Source organism: Candidatus Sulfotelmatobacter sp., from assembly GCA_035498555.1.
Lineage (GTDB): Bacteria > Eisenbacteria > RBG-16-71-46 > RBG-16-71-46 > RBG-16-71-46 > DATKAB01.
The window spans coordinates 19,376-34,958 of sequence record DATKAB010000085.1 but is presented as its reverse complement, the minus strand read 5'-3'; the positions used below and the strand labels follow the sequence as shown (position 1 = coordinate 34,958).

Sequence of the window (15,583 nt, the reverse complement as noted above, 5' to 3'; positions counted from 1 at the left end):
GACCCTGGGAGGACTGCGCCATGTGGCCGAGCTGGAGGTCGAGAGTTCCGCTGCGTTCCCTGCTTCCGGGGCTCGCCGCGCTGATCGCGCTGCCAGGCGCGGCCCTGGCCAGCGAGCCGACGGTCAGGAGCTGGGACCAGAGCTTCACGGTCGGCGAGCATCCTCGCGTACACGTCAACAGCGACGACGCCCGAGTCGTCGTGCACACCGGCGCTTCGGGTCACGTCGAGTTCCAGGTCCACTACTCGGACCATCGCTGGGGTTTCACCTCCCCTCCTCGCGAGCCGCACGTCAACATGACGCAGAACGGCGACGAGGTGACGCTCAGCGTCAGGCAGCCCACGATCTTCGCCTTGTTCGGCGTCGTGGACACGCGGCTCGAGGTGAACGTGATCCTGCCGGCAACCTGTGACCTGCTCATCTCGAGCGGCGACGGCTCGGTGACGCTCGAACAGCCGGTGGAAGGCCACGTCGAAATCAGCACCGGCGACGGCCGCATCGTGGCGCACGGAACGCGCGGCGACATGAGCTTCCACAGTGGCGACGGCGCCGTAGTCGGCGACAGCCTCGACGGCACGTTGGCGGTGCGCTGCGGCGACGGCCATGTTCAGCTCTCGGGACGCTTCGACCGCATCGAGGAGAAGAGCGGCGACGGGCGCGTCGAGATCACCGCCGAAAAGGGCTCGCGCATGCGCGACGACTGGAGCATTGAGACTTCGGATGGCCCGCTGACCGTGCGCATCCCCCAGGACCTGCAGGCCGAGCTCGACGCGCACGCCGGCGACGGCGTCATCCGCTTCCAATTGCCGGTGTCGCTGAGCGAGCAGCTCGACCGTCATACGATCCGCGGCCTCATCAACGGCGGCGGCCCGCTGCTGCGACTGCGCACCGGCGACGGCACGCTGACGCTGGCGGCGTCGGATTAGCTAGGTCGGGAAGCTGGCGACGATGACCGTGCCCTGATGGGGAGCACTGTGGCGGATGGCGAGCCGGCCGCCGTGGTACTCCTCGACCACGCGCCGCGCCAGCGCCAGCCCCAGGCCCCACCCGCGGCGCTTGGTGGTGTAGCCGGGCTCGAAGGCGCGCCGCTGCTCGGCCAGCGACATGCCGCGACCGTTGTCGGCGATCACGATCTCGACCGCCTCGGTCTGGCTACGCCGCTCGACCGTCACGGTGATGCGAGCCGGCCGCTTATCGAGGGCGTCGATCGCGTTGGAGAGCAGATTCTCCACCGCCCATTCGAGGAGTTCGCGACTCAGATTGATGGGGGGGACTTCCTCGTAGCGCTCGACGATTTCGACTTCGCCCGCCGCCTGCGGAATGCGCCGGCGCATGTAGGCCACCGCCTCGCGCACCACCGGCGTCGGATCCTGGAGCTGCAGATTGGGCGAGGAGCCGACGTGGCTGAATCGCTGCGCCACCCGGCTCAGCCGCTCGATGTCTCGGTCCATCTCGCCCAGCGTCTCTTCGGTCTCGGCGCGTGCCAGCGTGACGCGCTCACCGCCTCCGGATTCGAGATTGGCGCGCAGCAACTCGACCCAGCCCATCAGTGACGAGAGCGGCGTGCCGAGCTGGTGAGCGGTCTCCTTGGCCATGCCCACCCAGATGATGCGGCGGTCGGCTTCGCGAATGCCGGCCAGACCCCAGTATCCGAGCGCGAGCAGCACCATGACGCCCACCACCGAGATCACCGGCATCAGTCGTAATCGCTCCAGCACCGGGGGTGCCCCGTAGTGCACCGCGCCGAGCCTGGCGCCGGTGCCGGGCTGGGTCATGGCGATCGGCGTATTGAGACGGTCGAGCACCACCACCTGGGCGCGCACCCGCTCGATGCGGTCGCGAATCGGCTGAGCGATCGGCAGGTTGTCCTCCAGGCTGTCGATCGATGCCGCCGGCACCAGCGCGGGGTCCACGTCGATCTCGCGCCAGGCTCGTGGCATGCCGAGCGTGTCGGTGATGACGATCGGGAACTCGATGCCCGAGAGCACCTCCGAGAAGATGCGCTGCAGCTCGGGATCGCGGGTCGCGGGAATCGAGGCCTGGGCGCAGAAGCGCGCCAGCACGCGCGAGGTGGTCTCGACCTCGTGCGTGAGGCGACGCAGCGCCTGATTGGTGAAGATGAAGACCGCAGCCGCGAGCAGGCTGGCACCCACGAACAGCCCCGCGCGCAGCAGCTGCGAACCGCTCATCCGCAACGGGCCGATCATGCGCGCATCGTTCCGGCTCTCCGGGCCAAGCTCGGTTCCGTCGCGGAGCCTAAGGCGTCAGCACCTCGAGGCCATTGAGGTACGGGCGCAGCGCCGCCGGGATCACCACGGATCCGTCGGCACGCTGGTGATTCTCGAGCAGCGAGGCGTAGGTGCGCGGCAGCGCCACGCCCGACGCGTTGAGCGTATGGGGGAACTCCACCCTGGCACCGGCCGTTCGACGGAACCGCATGCCCATGCGGCGCGCCTGGAAATCCTCGAAGTTGGAGCACGACGAGCACTCCAGCCAGGCGGCCGAGCCCGGCGCCCACACTTCGAAGTCGTAGCACTTGGCGGCGGCGAAGCTGAGGTCGCCGGTGCACAGCAGCATGACGCGATAGGGAAGCTCGAGGGCCTCGAAGATGTCGCCGACCTCGCGCGCCAGCTTCTCGTGCTCGTCGTAGCTGGTCTCGGGCGCCACGATCTTCACCAGCTCGACCTTGTCGAACTGGTGCACGCGAATCATGCCGCGCGTGTCGCGGCCGGCGGCGCCCGCCTCGCGGCGATAGGACGCGCAGTACGCGGTCAGATAGCGCGGCAGCATGCCTGGCTCGAGAATCTCGTCGCGATGGATGTTCGTCACCGGCACTTCGGCGGTCGGATTCAGGAACAGGTCGTCCTCGCCGATCAGGTACATGTCCCCCTCGAGTTTCGGGAGCTGGCCGGTTCCGAACAACGCCGCGCGCCGGATTACGTGCGGCGGCGAAACCTCGGTGTAGCCGTGGCGCTCGACGTGGAAATCGAGCATGAAGCTGATCAGCGCCCGCTCGAGACGCGCGCCGCGCCCGGTGAAGAGCAGGAATCCCGAACCGGAGATCTTGGGCGCGCGGTCGAAGTCGAGGAGCCCCAGGCGGGTCGCGATCTCCCAGTGGGGCTTCGGCTCGAAATCGAATTCGCGCTGGGCTCCAGCCGTGCGCACCAGCTGGTTCTGCGCCGAGTCGCGGCCGGGCGGCACCGATTCGTGCGGCAGGTTCGGAATCCACGCCGCCAGCGCCTCGCTCTCCTCCTCGAGCTTGCGCAGCTCCTCGTCGAGCGCCTTGATGCGATCGCCGACCTCGCGCATCGCGGCGATCTCGGCCGAAGCGTCCTGACCGCCTTTCTTGAGCGCCGCGATCTGCTCGCTGGCGGCGTTGCGGCGCGCCTTCAGCTGCTCGCTCTCGTGAAGGACCTGCAGGCGCCGTTCCTCGACTCCGTAGAAGGTCTTGAGGTCGACGGTCATGCCCTTCAGGGCAACGCCGGCTTCCACTTTGTCGCGATGAGTGCGCAGAAATTTCAGATCGAGCATGTGTGGACGAAGCCCGGTTGGGAGGACGCGCGCCGGAGGATTCGCGTCATGAAACGCGATCGGCGTTGGGCTTGCAAGAGCGGCCGGCGGTTGTTCAACGCCGCCGCGCTTCCTCGGCCAGCGCCCGCGCCCTCGCGAACGCCGCGCGCGCCTCGTCCTCGCGCTTGAGGCGCGTGAACGTCATGCCCATGCCGAAATAGGCCGCCGGATCCTGTGGATCCGCGACCGCGGCGGCCGCGTACCGCTTGAGCGCGAGCGGATAGTCACCGGCCTGATAGGCCTGGTTGCCGGCGTCGATGAACGCCTGCGAGCGTTCGCGCGCCTGGGCATCATGCCCCGCGGTCGTCGCCCCGGGGCGCAGGCCGCCGCCGCCGCACCCGGCGAGCAGCAGGGTGAGCAGCGCGAGCCGGCCGCATGCCGATCGTGCGCGCCTCACGCCCGCCGCGCCTCGAGCCCGGGAAGGAATGGGAGCCGAATCCTCGGGGGCCCGCTCGCTACGACTTGGCCGACTTCTTCACCGCCGGCTTCTTGCCGGCCTTGCGGGCGGCCCGCGCCTTGGTCTTCCGCGCCGACACCGAGCGCTTGACGGCTCGCTTCGCCGGCTTTGCGGACGTCGCCTTCGCTGCCTTCCCGGGCCTGGCGACCGGCGCCGCGGCCGGAGCCTCGACGCTCGCCGCATGCGCCGCCGGCTGCGAACGCGTCACGATGCCCAGCTTGCGGAGCAGCGAGGCCACCTGCTCGGAAGGCTGCGCGCCCTTCGAGATCCACGCCTCGACCTTGTCCTTCTGCACCACCAGCTCGAAGGGGTCGGCCACGGGATTGTAGTGGCCGAGGATTTCGAGGAAGCGACCGTCGCGCTGACGGCGCGAGTCCGCGGCCACCATCCGGTAGAAGGGCCGCTTCTTGGCGCCGGCCCGCATCAGGCGAATCACCACTGCCATGAGTCTCCTCCGTCGTTCGTTTACCGCATCCGGCCGCGCAGCGCGGCCAGCCCTCGCGGTCCGTGTCTCAAGCGCTTCATCAGCGTCCGTGCCTGGTCGAATTCCTTCAACAACTGATTGACGTCGCTCACCCGTGTGCCACTCCCCGCCGCGATCCGGCGGCGGCGACTACCGTCGATCACCCGCGGCGAGCGCCGCTCGCGCGGCGTCATGCTCTGCAGAATCGCTTCGTATCGCCGGAACTTCGAGAGATCGGGACGCATCTGCGCCACCGCCTCCTTCGGCACGCCCGGCAGCATGCCCATCAGATCCTCCAGCGGGCCCATCTTCTTGAGCTGCTGGATCTGCTCGAGGAAATCCTCGAGCGTGAACTCCGAGCGCCGCATCTTCTCGGCCAGCCGCCGCGCCGAGGCCTCGTCCACCGCCTCGCGCGCCTTCTCGACCAGACCGACGACGTCGCCCATGCCCAGAATGCGTCCGGCCAGCCGCTGCGGGTCGAACGCCTCGAGCCCGTCCAGCTTCTCACCGGTGCCGAGGAACAGGATCGGCTTTCCCGTCACCTGCCTCAGCGACAGCGCCGCGCCGCCACGCGCGTCGCCGTCCATCTTCGACAACACCACTCCGTCGATTCCGATCCGCTCGGCGAACGTCCTGCCGATCCTCACCGCTTCCTGGCCGGTCATGCCGTCCACGACCAGGATCACCTGGTGCGCGCGCACGGCACGCTTGAGATCGGCCAGCTCCTGCATGAGCGGCTCGTCGATCTGCAGGCGCCCGGCGGTGTCGAGCACCAGGAAATCGAAGCCGCGCGTGCGCCCCTGCTCGAGTGCGCCGGCCGCGATCTCGAGCGGTGTTGCTCCCTCGGGCGCCCGCCAGAAACCGGCCTCCGCGGTCGTCGCGACTCGTTCCAGCTGGTCGATCGCGGCCGGCCGATAGACGTCGGCGCTGGCGAGCAGCACCCGCTTGTTGCGCTGCTTGAGCCAGCGCGCGAGCTTGCCCGCGAAGGTGGTCTTCCCGGAGCCCTGCAATCCGGCGAGCAGCACCACCGTGGGCAGATGCGGGGAGCCGGCAAGCGTGACCGGGCTCTTCCCGAGCAGGCTGACCAGCTCGTCATGGACGATTCCCACCACCTGTTGCCCGGGGGTGAGGCTCTTCAGCACCCCCTCACCCACCGCCCGGGCCTCGACCCGGGAGGTGAACTCCTTCACCACGTCGAGCTGGACGTCGGCCTCGAGCAGCGCGCGCCGGACATCCCGCAAAGCTTCCCGGATGTTGTCGGGACTCAGCCGGCCCTGGCCGGTGAGATGGCGGATGATGCCCTGAAAACGGTCGCTGAGTGCCTCGAACACGGTCCCTACCCTGCGTGGCGAAGCGGGGAACCTAGCACAGGTTCGCGCCCCAAAGACAATCGGGCGGCGGGATCGCTCCCGCCGCCCGCGAGGGTCTTTCGGTCCGCCGTTACTGCGTGTCGAGCGGCGTGTTGCGCACGCGAATCATCTCGCGATGACGTCCCGCGCCACCGCGGAAGCGATCGTGCATGTCGGCGCGCATCTTCTCGCGCTCGGCCTTGAGCTGATCCCGCTGCTGCGGGGTCAGCACCGCGCGGACGTCGAGCATGGTGCGCACCTGGGCCTTGCGCAGCTCGGCGCGCTGATTCGAGATCTTGTCGATCTGCGCTTCGATCGCCGAGCGGTCGGGGTTGTCGGCGCGCAACAGCTTGGCCATGTCGAGCTGCGCGATCTCGAGGTCGGCGCGCGCCTGGATGCCGGCGCGACGCTGCTTGTCGGTCAGGGCGTCGATCTTGCTCTTTTGATCGTCGGTCAGCTTGAGGGTCTTGGCCATTTCGCCACGCGTCCAGCCGCCGTAGCCCGAAGCCATGGCCATCAGCTCGGCGCCGGCGCCTGCCAGCTCGTCGTCGCCCATGAATGCCATCGGACCGTCGCCGAGATCGCCGAGGTCGTCCGCGCTCCAGATGTGGATCGCCGGTGGCGCCGCAGGCGCCGGCGGCGCGAGAGCGGGAGGATCGGGCGGATCGGGAGGAGTGGGGGCCGCAGAACCCATCGTGGCGAGCCCGAGGAATGCGATCAGGGCGAGCACGAGGCTCACCGGAAGCCAACGTCTGACGCGAAACATGGTGGAACTCCGGGTTGGAGTGACGCCAGGCACAAGGGGCGGTCTCATTCTACAAGCCATTCGATTCGGAACGGGGGCGAAGGGTTGGGTTGCTCATTGCGCGGTCGGCCGGGCGACCTCGCGCCGGAGCGTCTCGAGGGCGAGACGCGGCTGGTGTTGCGAATAGATGGCATTCCCTGCCACAAATATGTCAGCGCCCGCGGCGCGCGCTGCCCCGGCGGTCCCGGGGGCGATCCCGCCGTCCACCTCGATCAGGAAGTCCGCCCGATGGCGGTCGCGCCACGCTGCGGCGGCGCGCACCTTGTCGAGCATCGCGGCGCGGAACTCCTGGCCGCCGAAGCCCGGTTCGACCGTCATCACCAGCAGCAGATCGATCGCGGGCAGCAGCGGTTCGGCCGCCTCGAACGGCGTGCCGGGCTTGATGGCCAGGCCGGCGCGCATGCCACCGGCGCGAATTGTGGCCAGCACCTGCGCAAGCGGGCGATCGTGCGGCGCTTCGAGATGGATACTGAGCTGATCGGCGCCCGCGGCTCGGAACTCGCCGAGCAGCCGCTCGGGCCGCTCGATCATCAGGTGCACGTCCACGAAGGCGCGCGACAGCTTTCGCACCGCGGCGACGATCAGCGGACCGAAGGTGAGGTTCGGCACGAAGTGGTTGTCCATCACGTCGCAGTGCACCCAGTCGAGCGCCGGGTCCACGATCGAGAGCGCCTCGGACAGTCGCGAGAAGTCCGCCGACAGGATGCTGGGCGCGATCAGCGGAGCCGCCGCGCTCGGACGCGGCATCGCGGGCGGCGCCGGCGCGGTCTCGCGCGCGTCGCCACTCATCGCAGCACGCGCCCGGTGGCCTGCAGCACCACGCTCACGTCGCGCGTGATGCGCGAGCCGGGCGCCGGCTGCTCAAACACGATGGCGCCGACGGTCGGCGCCGCCGGCGGCGTCAGCACGCGAAGGCCGAAGGTCTCGAGCTGGCGCCGCACGCCGCTGATCTCGCGTCCGATCAGATCGGGCATCACGTAGTACTCGGTGCCGGGGCCGGTCGACATCAGCAGTCCGACCGAAGTCTCGCGGGGCAGCACCGCCTCGGCGGGCGGATCGGAGTCGAGCACCAGCCCCTCGCCCACATCGTCGGACGGGGAACGGGTGATGCCGCCCATGCGCAAACCGGCGCGCTCGATCAGGAGTTGCGCGCCCCGCTCGGACTCGCCGAACAGCTCGGGCACCGAGCTGAACTCCTCGCCGAGGCTCACCACCACCACCACGCGCTTCCTTCCGCGCACCGGGGTCTCGGCCGGCGGATCCTGCGACAGGATGAAGCCGCGCGGCACCGCCGGGTCGAAGCGCTCGCCGGCGCGCGACAGCTGGAGCCCGAGCGGCGCCAGCGTCTTCTCGCCCTGCTCGAGCGTGAGGCCGGCCAGATCCGGCACGCGCACTTCCGCGTTGCTGTGAATCAGGCGCGGCATCACCACGTTGTTGAAGATCAGGAGCCCGGTCGCGAACGCCGAGAGCGCGAGCGCCAGCACCGACAGCATGCCCAGCAACCGGCGGCGAAAGCCCCCTCTGGCGCCCGAAGGGGTGTCGCTCACGTGCGGCGGAACCGCGCCGCGAACGCCCCATCGCAGCCGTGGACGTGCGGGAACACCTGCATGAACCCGTTCTCGTCCACCACCGAATCGGGCAGATGGCCGGACGCCGACTCGAGCATGAACGAAGGATTCTGCCGGAGGAAGCGCTCCACCAGCTCGACGGTTTCCTCGGGCTCGAAGCTGCACACGCTGTACACCAGCACGCCGCCGGGACGCACCCGGCGCCCGCCGGCCTGCAGCAGGTCGAGCTGGAGCGGCGGCATCTGGCGCAGGATCTCGGGGCCCTTGCGCCAGCGCGCGTCGGCGCGTCGGCCGAGCACGCCGAGTCCCGAACAGGGCGCGTCCACCAGCACCCGGTCGAAGGGCATCGGGAAGTCATAATGGCGCCCGTCGCCCTGCACCACGTGAATGCTGTGGAGCGAGAGCCGCTTGATCGCCAGCTCGAGCGCCTCGACGCGGGCGTCGGCGCGCTCCATCGCCCACACCTCGCCCTCGTCCTCCATCAGCTCGGCGAGATGCGTGCACTTGCCGCCCGGCGCCGCGCACAGGTCGAGCAGCCGCTCGTGCGACACCGGCCCGACCAGGCGCGAGACCAGCGCTTCGCTTTCGTCCTGCGCGGTGCACAGCCCGCGCCGGAACGGTTCGAGGGTGTTGGGCGAGGCGGCGTTTTCGACCCACACCACGTCGGGCGAGTGAAGGGCGGGCGTTGCGGTCACGCCCTCCTTGGCGAGCTGCTCGATCAGCTCGGCGCGCGTGACCTTCAGCCGGTTGGCGCGGAGTCCAATCGGAATCGCCCGGTTGTCGGCAGCCATCAGTGCGCGCGTCGCCTCGGGGCCGAAGCGCTCGAGCCAGCGCTCCACGATCCATTGCGGATGCGAACCCCAGATCGCGAGCGATGCCGCGTCGTCGCCCTCGGGCGGCTGCATCTGGTCCTTCTCTTCGGCCAGCCGCCGCAGCACGCTGTTGGCGAGCCCGGCGGTGCCCGGGTGCCCGTACTGGTGGGCGAGCTTCACCGACTCGTCGACCGCGGCGTGAGCGGGCACGCGATCGAGGAACAGGATCTGATAGGCGCCGAGACGCAGCACGTTCTTGATCCACGGCTGCACTTGCGACAGCCCGATGTGCACCAGCCGGTCGAGCACCCAGTCGATGCGGCCACGCCAGCGCAGGGTGCCCTTCACCAGCTCGTGCAGCAGCGCCTGATCGCGCGGCTCGGGCCCGCCGCGCTGATGCGCGCCGTCGAGCAGCCGATCGCTGAACGCGCTGCGCGTGTCGACCGCCTGCAGGATGCGCAGCGCCGCCTCGCGTGGATTGGAGGGCAGCGGCGGCGGAGTCGCCGATTCCTCCACCCGCTGGCGCTGCGGGAGACCGCGCGACACGCGCGGATCGAACGGGCCCTGCGCGCGGCGTCCTCCCGAGCTCCCGGATCCCGGGCGCCCGCGGTTGCCGCGACGGGGATCGTCGGGGCGGCCGCTCGAACGCTGCCAGTCGGGCCGGCCGCGATTGAACCCACGATTGCCCGGCGGCTGGCCGTTGCGCTCGTAGATCGGTCGCGAACGATTGATGGCCTGACCGGGTCCGGGATCGCGGGGAAAGTCGCGCGAGGGATCGCGCGGCGGGCCACGGCGGCCGCGCCGGCGAAAGTCGCCGCGCCTCGGGTCGTCCGGGCGCCGGGCCGGGGTCGATTCGGACGCGCCCGGCTCGACCGGCTCGCCGGGTTCGCGGGGCGGCGGCGCTTCGCGGTCGGGACGTTCTTGGTTCACGCGGGTATCTCCTCGGGGGTGGTCAGGCGTTCGCCGGGAGCGATGCGGGCGCCGCGCGCCCATTCACCGGCCGCCATTTCGTTCTTGGATTCGGGGCGCACGCGCTCGAGCAGCAGCACGCCGGGCGAGCAGGCCACCGCCACCCGAGTATCCTCGATCGCGAGCACGGTGCCGGGAGGCGCATCGGCGCTCAGCCGATGATGCGGCCAGGCGCGAGTCACGATGAGCCGACGGCCGCCGGAGAGCGTGGTGGCGCCCGGCCACGGCGTCACGGCGCGCTGGCGATTCCACACCGTCACCGCGTCCTGACCCCACGAGATCAGCCCGTCGCGCTTCCTCAACTTCCGAGCGTAACTGCCTTCGCGCGGTTGCGGGCGGCGCGGCGCGCGTCCGGCGTGCGCGAGCAGCACGCTCTCGGCGAGCAGCGGGCCGCCGAGTCGCGCCAGCTTGTCGCCGAGGCTGGCGGCGTCGTCGGACGCCTCAATCGGGGTCCAGCGCTGCAGAATGCAGTCGCCGGTGTCGATTCCTTCGTCCATCCACAGCGTGGTGACGCCCGTACCCGGGCAACCGTCCCACAGCGCGCTCTGCACCGGCGAAGCGCCGCGATACTGCGGCAGCAGCGACCCGTGCAGGTTGATGCAGCCGAGGCGCGGAATCCGCAGCAGCTCGGGCGAGAGGATCGCTCCGAACGCCACCACCACGAACAGATCGGGCCCGAACGTGGCGAGCGCTTCGCGCGTGGCGGTCGAGTTCGGAGCCTCGGCCTTCAGGACGTCGAGGCCGAGCTCGGTCGCGCGCCGTGCCACCGGCGACTCGGTCGGCACTCGGCCTCGTCCCGCCGGCCGGTCGGGCCGCGTCACCACCCGGACCACGTCGGCGATCCGCGCCACGGCTTCGAGCGCGGGAAGCGCGAACTCGGGCGTGCCCATGAACACCACGCGCGGCCGCGACGGACCGTTCATCGAGCGCCTTTCATCCCATCATCTCGGCTGGAGGCTTGTAGTCCTCGGGCAGCTCGCCTCGCGCCAGCGCCTCGAGCGGGCGGCGCAGGAACTGGCGCTTGAGCGCCGAGAGCCGGTCCACGAACAGCACCCCGTCGAGATGATCCACCTCGTGTTGAATCGCTCGAGACAGGTAGTCTTCCGCCTCGAGTTCGAACGGCTGGCCCTGCTCGTTCCGGGCGCTGACGCGGATCTTCTTCGAGCGCGTCACGTCCTCCCAGATGCCGGGAATCGAGAGGCAACCCTCTTCGCCCCGGATCGTGCCCGACCGCGATTCGATCACCGGATTGATCAGCACGTAGCGCTCGCGCGGCCCGTCTTCACGTGGCACGTCCACGACCGCGACGCGCTGCAGGACGCCGATCTGGTTGGCGGCCAGGCCCACGCCGTTGTAGGCCTTCATGGTCTCGCGCATCTCGTCGAGCAGGGCCTTCAGCGTCCCGTCGAACTCGGTGACCTCGGCGGCGCGCTGGCGCAACACCGGATCGCCGTAGAGACGCACCGCGCGAATCGGCATCAGCTGGATTCTCCGGCCAGGATCTGGACGATCGAGCTCTTGGTGAATTCGACCTTGACGTCGTCGGCGATCCGCAGCACCGCCTTGGCGTCGTCCACTCCGACGATGGTGCCGATGATCCCGCCGCTGGTCACCACGCGGTCGCCCTTCTTCAGCTCCTTGAGCATCTGATCCGCCTTCTTCTGGCGCTGCTGCTGCGGCCGGATCAGCAGAAAGTAGAGGATCACGAAGATCGGCAGGAACTGCAGCAGCTGGAGCAGCAGCGTCATGCTCGGATTCGCGGTCGGAGCCGCGGTCTTCGACTGGGCGAGCGCATCAGTCCACATGAGGTTCTCCCGGGTTGTGTCGTGCTAGGCGGCGGGCGCCAGATGCTCGCCGCTCTCGAATCGTTCAATGAATGCGGAACGGAACGCCGCGTAGCGGCCCGCCAGCGCCGCCTGCCGCGCGCGGCGCGACAGCTGCACCATGTGGTGCACCGCGTGCACCGACGCGAGCCGCATGGCCAGCAGCTCGCCGGCGGCGAACAGGTGGCGCAGATAGGCGCGCGAATACGTGCGGCAGGTCGAGCAGTCGCACTCCGGATCGAGCGGCCGCGGGTCCCGCGCGTAAATCGAATTCTTGACCACCAGTCGCCCGGTCGAGATGAATACCGTGCCGCGCCGCGCGTTTCGCGTGGGGAGCACGCAATCCATCATGTCCACGCCGCGCGCGACGGCGTCCACCAGATCCACCGGATGCCCCACTCCCATCAGATAACGTGGCCGGTCCTTCGGAAAGCTCGAACAATCACGTTCCACCATCTCCAGGCTCAGCGACCGCGCTTCGCCCACCCACAGTCCGCCGAGGGCGTAGCCGTCGAAGTTGGTCTTCTCGATTCCCTCGAAGCACCGCGCGCGTTCCGCGCCGTCGGTGCCGCCCTGATTGATGCCGAACAGCGCCATCTCGCCGCGCCCTTCCTGGCGCAGCCGCTCGCGTTCCGCGAACCCTCGCCGCGCCCACTGCACCGTCCGGTCCACCGCCTCGGCCACCTTCTCGCGCGCGGCGGGCAGCTCGAGCGGCTCGTCCAGCGACATCGCGATGTCGGTGCCGAGCTCGTCCTGGATCGCGATCGCCCGTTCGGGCGACAGCATCAGCTTTCGACCATCGAGGTGCGAACGGAACTCGACTCCCTCGTCCCGGACCTTGCGCAGCGGCGACAGGCTCAACACCTGAAATCCGCCGCTGTCGGTCAGGATGGCGTGATTCCACGCCATGAAGCGATGCAGGCCGCCGAGCTTTCGCACCGTCTCGGAACCCGGCCGCAGCCACAGGTGATACGTGTTCGCGAGAAGAACGTCGGCTCCGGCCGCCTCCAGCTCGTCGGGCGCCAGGGTCTTGACCGAGCCGACCGTTCCCACCGGCATGAAGGCCGGCGTCAACACCTCGCCGTGAGACGTGCGGATCCTGCCTGCACGGGCCGCGGTCGTCCGATCCTGGGATTCGAGCGTGAAGGAGAAGGCCATCGGGCCATGCAGGGGCCGCAACCGCGGCGAACGTTCGAGGCAAGACTCTAGGGGGAGCGGGCGAAACGCGTCAAGCCCGCCGGGCGGCGGCCGCGAGCGCCGTTGGCTCCCGCCGCCGTTCCCGTTACAGTCGCCTCCTTTCGCCCGCACTTTCCTGCGCTCGGAGGCCGGCATGCCGGTTCGCGGTATCGGGGTGGACGTGGTGCAGGTCTCGCGCATCGCCGAGACGCTGGAGCGCTTCGGCGAGCGCATGCTGAAGCGCCTGTTCACGGATTCCGAGCGCGCCTACTGCCAGGGGCACAAAGACCCCCTGCCCCACCTGGCGGCGCGCTTCGCCGCCAAGGAGGCGACTTCCAAGGCGCTCGGCACGGGCATGAGCGGCGGCGTGGGCTGGACCCAGATCGAGGTGAACCAGCCCGGTGGCCGCCAGCCGACGCTCACGTTGACCGGAGCCGCCCATCAACGGTTCGAGGCGCTGGGCTGCACGGCGTCGTACCTGACGCTGGCGCACGACGGTGGGATCGCGGTCGCCTGCGTGGTGATCGAGGGATGAAGCCGATCCGTCGCGTGCTGATCGCCAACCGCGGCGAGATCGCGGTTCGCGTCATCCGCACCCTGCGCGAGCTGGACCTCACCTCGATCGCGATCTTCAGCGAGCCGGACCGTGCGGCGCTGCACGTGCTGCTGGCCGACGAGGCGTATCCGGTCGGCCCCGGCCCCTCGCGCGACAGCTATCTGAATCTCGACCGCGTGATCGAGACCGCGGTGCGCGTCAAGGCCGACGCGATCCATCCCGGATACGGCTTCTTCGCCGAGAACGCGGAGTTCGCGCGGGCCTGCGCCGCGGCCGGCATCGCGTTCATCGGACCCGCTCCGGAAACCATCGAGGCGCTGGGGGACAAGCTCGCCGCCCGGGCCGCCGCCCGCGCCGCCGGCGTGGCGATGGTGCCCGGCTCCGACGGGCCGGTGTCGTCGGTTCGCGAGGCTGCGGCGGTCGCCGAGAAGCTCGGCTGGCCGGTGCTGCTCAAGGCCGCGGCAGGCGGCGGCGGCAAGGGCATGCGCGTGGTTCGCGCGGCATCCGAGCTGGAAGCCGCATGGTCGCTGACGCGGGGCGAGGCCGCGTCCGCGTTCGGCGACGATCGCGTCTACCTCGAGCGCTATCTCGAGCGGCCGCGTCACGTCGAGGCGCAGATCCTGGCCGATTCGACCGGCCGCGTGGCGTTCCTCGGCGAGCGCGAGTGCTCGGTGCAGCGGCGTCACCAGAAGCTGCTCGAAGAGACGCCGTCGCCCGCGTTCACGCCGGCGATCCGCGCGCGTTTCGCCGAAGCCGCGATCCGGATCGCGAAACAGGTCGGCTATCTCAATGCCGGCACGGTCGAATTCATCTTGGACGAGCGCGGCGAGTTCTTCTTTCTGGAAGTGAATACGAGGCTTCAGGTCGAGCATCCGGTCACTGAGCTGGTGACCGGACTCGATCTGGTGGCCGAGCAGATCGCGATCGCCGAGGGTGGGCCGCTTTCGTTCGGCGACTCCCCGCCCGCGCCGCGCGGCGCCGCGATCGAAGCCCGCATCCTGGCCGAGGACCCGTCGCGCAACTTCCTGCCCTCGGTGGGGCGCATCGAGCGCGTGCGCTTTCCGCAGGGGCCGGGGGTGCGCAACGACGCCGGCGTCTATCGCGGATTCGAGATCCCGATCTACTACGATTCGCTGCTCGCCAAGCTGGTGGTGTGGGGCGAGGACCGCGAGCGCGCGCGCCGGCGGTTGCTGCGCTCGCTCGACGAATTCGTGCTCGAAGGGGTGAAACAGAACATCGGCTTCCATCGCTGGCTGGCCGCGCATCCCGAGTTCGCGGCCGGGCGGCTCTCCACAAGCTTCCTCGACGAGCACTTTCAGCCCGGGCTGCTCGCGCCCTCGCACGAAGCGGCCGAGGTCGCGGTGCTGGCGGCGGCGCTGCACGCGCGCGACGAGCGGTTGCGCGTCAACCTCCCGGCCGAGGACGGCGGCGCGCGCTCGGCGTGGAAGTGGCCGATGCGGCGCAAGTCGGACCGGAGGCGCAGGTGAGGTTCTGGGTGACGCTCGAGGATCATTCCGCCGAGGTCGAATTCCATACCGAGGGCGGCCGGCTGGTGCTCGATCTCGAAGGGCGGCGGGTCGAAGCCGACTTCCTGCGACTTCCGGACGGCGAGGTGTACTCGCTGCTGGTCGACGGGCGTTCGTACGAAGTGGGCGTGGCACCTTCAGGCGACGGCGTGGACGTCAGCTATCACGGCGCCGCACTGCCGGTCGAGGTGCGGCATCCGCTCGAGAAGCTGCTTCAGTCTCAGAAACACGTGGGCGGGGGAGCCGCCGGGGAGACCGTGAACGCGCCGATGCCCGGGTTGCTGGTCGCCTATCGCGTCAAGGTCGGCGATCACGTGGCCGCGGGGCAATCGGTGGCGGTGGTCGAGGCGATGAAGATGCAGAACGAGCTGACCGCGCGCCGTGGTGGCGTGGTGAGCGAGTTGCTGGCGAGCGAGAAGGCTTCGGTTTCCGCCGGCCAGCCGCTGGTGCGCCTCAAGCCGGAGGGCGCCTGACGGTGGCGCGCGCCGCGCGAAAGCCGGCGGCCAAGC

Annotated in this window: 17 protein-coding genes; 4 read left to right on the top strand and 13 right to left on the bottom strand. The window is 69.8% G+C overall.

Features of this window, described 5'->3' with window-relative positions; genetic code table 11:
• Positions 1–20: 20 nt before the first annotated feature.
• Complete coding sequence (locus tag VMJ70_07920) at positions 21–926, top strand: DUF4097 family beta strand repeat-containing protein (GenBank protein HTO91043.1); 906 nt, start codon at positions 21–23, stop codon at positions 924–926.
• Here the strand turns inward: VMJ70_07920 and VMJ70_07915 are convergent, their stop codons facing one another.
• The 13 genes from VMJ70_07915 to tgt form a co-directional block, all read right to left on the bottom strand.
• Positions 927–2,207, bottom strand: a complete 1,281-nt coding sequence (locus VMJ70_07915) for a HAMP domain-containing sensor histidine kinase (GenBank protein HTO91042.1) — start codon at positions 2,205–2,207, stop codon at positions 927–929.
• A gap of 49 nt (positions 2,208–2,256) precedes the next feature.
• On the bottom strand, positions 2,257–3,531 hold the full coding sequence (gene serS, locus VMJ70_07910; GenBank protein HTO91041.1) for a serine--tRNA ligase: 1,275 nt from the start codon (positions 3,529–3,531) through the stop codon (positions 2,257–2,259).
• A 94-nt stretch (positions 3,532–3,625) separates the two neighbouring features.
• Positions 3,626–3,967: a tetratricopeptide repeat protein gene (locus tag VMJ70_07905; GenBank protein ID HTO91040.1), complete on the bottom strand. Its 342-nt coding sequence runs from the start codon at positions 3,965–3,967 to the stop codon at positions 3,626–3,628.
• A 58-nt stretch (positions 3,968–4,025) separates the two neighbouring features.
• Positions 4,026–4,472: a 30S ribosomal protein S16 gene (gene rpsP / locus VMJ70_07900; GenBank protein HTO91039.1), complete on the bottom strand. Its 447-nt coding sequence runs from the start codon at positions 4,470–4,472 to the stop codon at positions 4,026–4,028.
• Between the two features lie 20 nt (positions 4,473–4,492).
• Complete coding sequence (gene ffh / locus VMJ70_07895; protein ID HTO91038.1) at positions 4,493–5,821, bottom strand: signal recognition particle protein; 1,329 nt, start codon at positions 5,819–5,821, stop codon at positions 4,493–4,495.
• A 109-nt stretch (positions 5,822–5,930) separates the two neighbouring features.
• Positions 5,931–6,605, bottom strand: coding sequence for a Spy/CpxP family protein refolding chaperone (locus tag VMJ70_07890; protein HTO91037.1), 675 nt, complete (start codon positions 6,603–6,605; stop codon positions 5,931–5,933).
• Positions 6,606–6,698: 93 nt separating this feature from the next.
• The gene (gene rpe / locus VMJ70_07885) at positions 6,699–7,433 is read right to left on the bottom strand and encodes a ribulose-phosphate 3-epimerase (GenBank protein HTO91036.1); all 735 of its coding nucleotides are present in this window, start codon (positions 7,431–7,433) and stop codon (positions 6,699–6,701) included.
• Positions 7,430–8,191: a PASTA domain-containing protein gene (locus tag VMJ70_07880; GenBank protein HTO91035.1), complete on the bottom strand. Its 762-nt coding sequence runs from the start codon at positions 8,189–8,191 to the stop codon at positions 7,430–7,432. Before VMJ70_07880 ends, rpe begins: the two co-directional genes overlap by 4 nt.
• Entirely contained in the window at positions 8,188–9,954 is a 1,767-nt protein-coding gene (rsmB, locus tag VMJ70_07875; GenBank protein HTO91034.1) for a 16S rRNA (cytosine(967)-C(5))-methyltransferase RsmB, read from the bottom strand. The genes VMJ70_07880 and rsmB overlap by 4 nt, the downstream gene beginning before the upstream one ends.
• Positions 9,951–10,916: a methionyl-tRNA formyltransferase gene (gene fmt / locus VMJ70_07870; GenBank protein HTO91033.1), complete on the bottom strand. Its 966-nt coding sequence runs from the start codon at positions 10,914–10,916 to the stop codon at positions 9,951–9,953. The genes rsmB and fmt overlap by 4 nt, the downstream gene beginning before the upstream one ends.
• A gap of 10 nt (positions 10,917–10,926) precedes the next feature.
• Entirely contained in the window at positions 10,927–11,472 is a 546-nt protein-coding gene (gene def, locus VMJ70_07865; GenBank protein HTO91032.1) for a peptide deformylase, read from the bottom strand.
• On the bottom strand, positions 11,472–11,798 hold the full coding sequence (gene yajC, locus VMJ70_07860; protein HTO91031.1) for a preprotein translocase subunit YajC: 327 nt from the start codon (positions 11,796–11,798) through the stop codon (positions 11,472–11,474). Before yajC ends, def begins: the two co-directional genes overlap by 1 nt.
• A gap of 24 nt (positions 11,799–11,822) precedes the next feature.
• Complete coding sequence (gene tgt, locus VMJ70_07855) at positions 11,823–12,974, bottom strand: tRNA guanosine(34) transglycosylase Tgt (GenBank protein ID HTO91030.1); 1,152 nt, start codon at positions 12,972–12,974, stop codon at positions 11,823–11,825.
• Between the two features lie 172 nt (positions 12,975–13,146).
• Between tgt and VMJ70_07850 the strand changes: the two genes are divergently transcribed.
• The 3 genes from VMJ70_07850 to VMJ70_07840 are packed head-to-tail and all read left to right on the top strand — an operon-like array spanning position 13,147 to position 15,547.
• Positions 13,147–13,527, top strand: coding sequence for a holo-ACP synthase (locus VMJ70_07850; GenBank protein HTO91029.1), 381 nt, complete (start codon positions 13,147–13,149; stop codon positions 13,525–13,527).
• Positions 13,524–15,035, top strand: a complete 1,512-nt coding sequence (locus VMJ70_07845; protein HTO91028.1) for an acetyl-CoA carboxylase biotin carboxylase subunit — start codon at positions 13,524–13,526, stop codon at positions 15,033–15,035. Before VMJ70_07850 ends, VMJ70_07845 begins: the two co-directional genes overlap by 4 nt.
• On the top strand, positions 15,032–15,547 hold the full coding sequence (locus tag VMJ70_07840; GenBank protein ID HTO91027.1) for a biotin/lipoyl-containing protein: 516 nt from the start codon (positions 15,032–15,034) through the stop codon (positions 15,545–15,547). Before VMJ70_07845 ends, VMJ70_07840 begins: the two co-directional genes overlap by 4 nt.
• Positions 15,548–15,583: the final 36 nt, after the last annotated feature.

Coding starts and splice junctions, on each gene's coding strand:
- VMJ70_07920 (HTO91043.1), top strand. CDS start 21: ATGTGGCCGAGCTGGAGGTCGAGAGTTCCGCTGCGTTCCCTGCTTCCG.
- VMJ70_07845 (HTO91028.1), top strand. CDS start 13,524: ATGAAGCCGATCCGTCGCGTGCTGATCGCCAACCGCGGCGAGATCGCG.
- tgt (HTO91030.1), bottom strand. CDS start 12,974: ATGGCCTTCTCCTTCACGCTCGAATCCCAGGATCGGACGACCGCGGCC.
- serS (HTO91041.1), bottom strand. CDS start 3,531: ATGCTCGATCTGAAATTTCTGCGCACTCATCGCGACAAAGTGGAAGCC.
- VMJ70_07850 (HTO91029.1), top strand. CDS start 13,147: ATGCCGGTTCGCGGTATCGGGGTGGACGTGGTGCAGGTCTCGCGCATC.
- VMJ70_07915 (HTO91042.1), bottom strand. CDS start 2,207: ATGATCGGCCCGTTGCGGATGAGCGGTTCGCAGCTGCTGCGCGCGGGG.
- rpsP (HTO91039.1), bottom strand. CDS start 4,472: ATGGCAGTGGTGATTCGCCTGATGCGGGCCGGCGCCAAGAAGCGGCCC.
- yajC (HTO91031.1), bottom strand. CDS start 11,798: ATGTGGACTGATGCGCTCGCCCAGTCGAAGACCGCGGCTCCGACCGCG.
- VMJ70_07890 (HTO91037.1), bottom strand. CDS start 6,605: ATGTTTCGCGTCAGACGTTGGCTTCCGGTGAGCCTCGTGCTCGCCCTG.
- fmt (HTO91033.1), bottom strand. CDS start 10,916: ATGAACGGTCCGTCGCGGCCGCGCGTGGTGTTCATGGGCACGCCCGAG.
- def (HTO91032.1), bottom strand. CDS start 11,472: ATGCCGATTCGCGCGGTGCGTCTCTACGGCGATCCGGTGTTGCGCCAG.
- rpe (HTO91036.1), bottom strand. CDS start 7,433: ATGAGTGGCGACGCGCGCGAGACCGCGCCGGCGCCGCCCGCGATGCCG.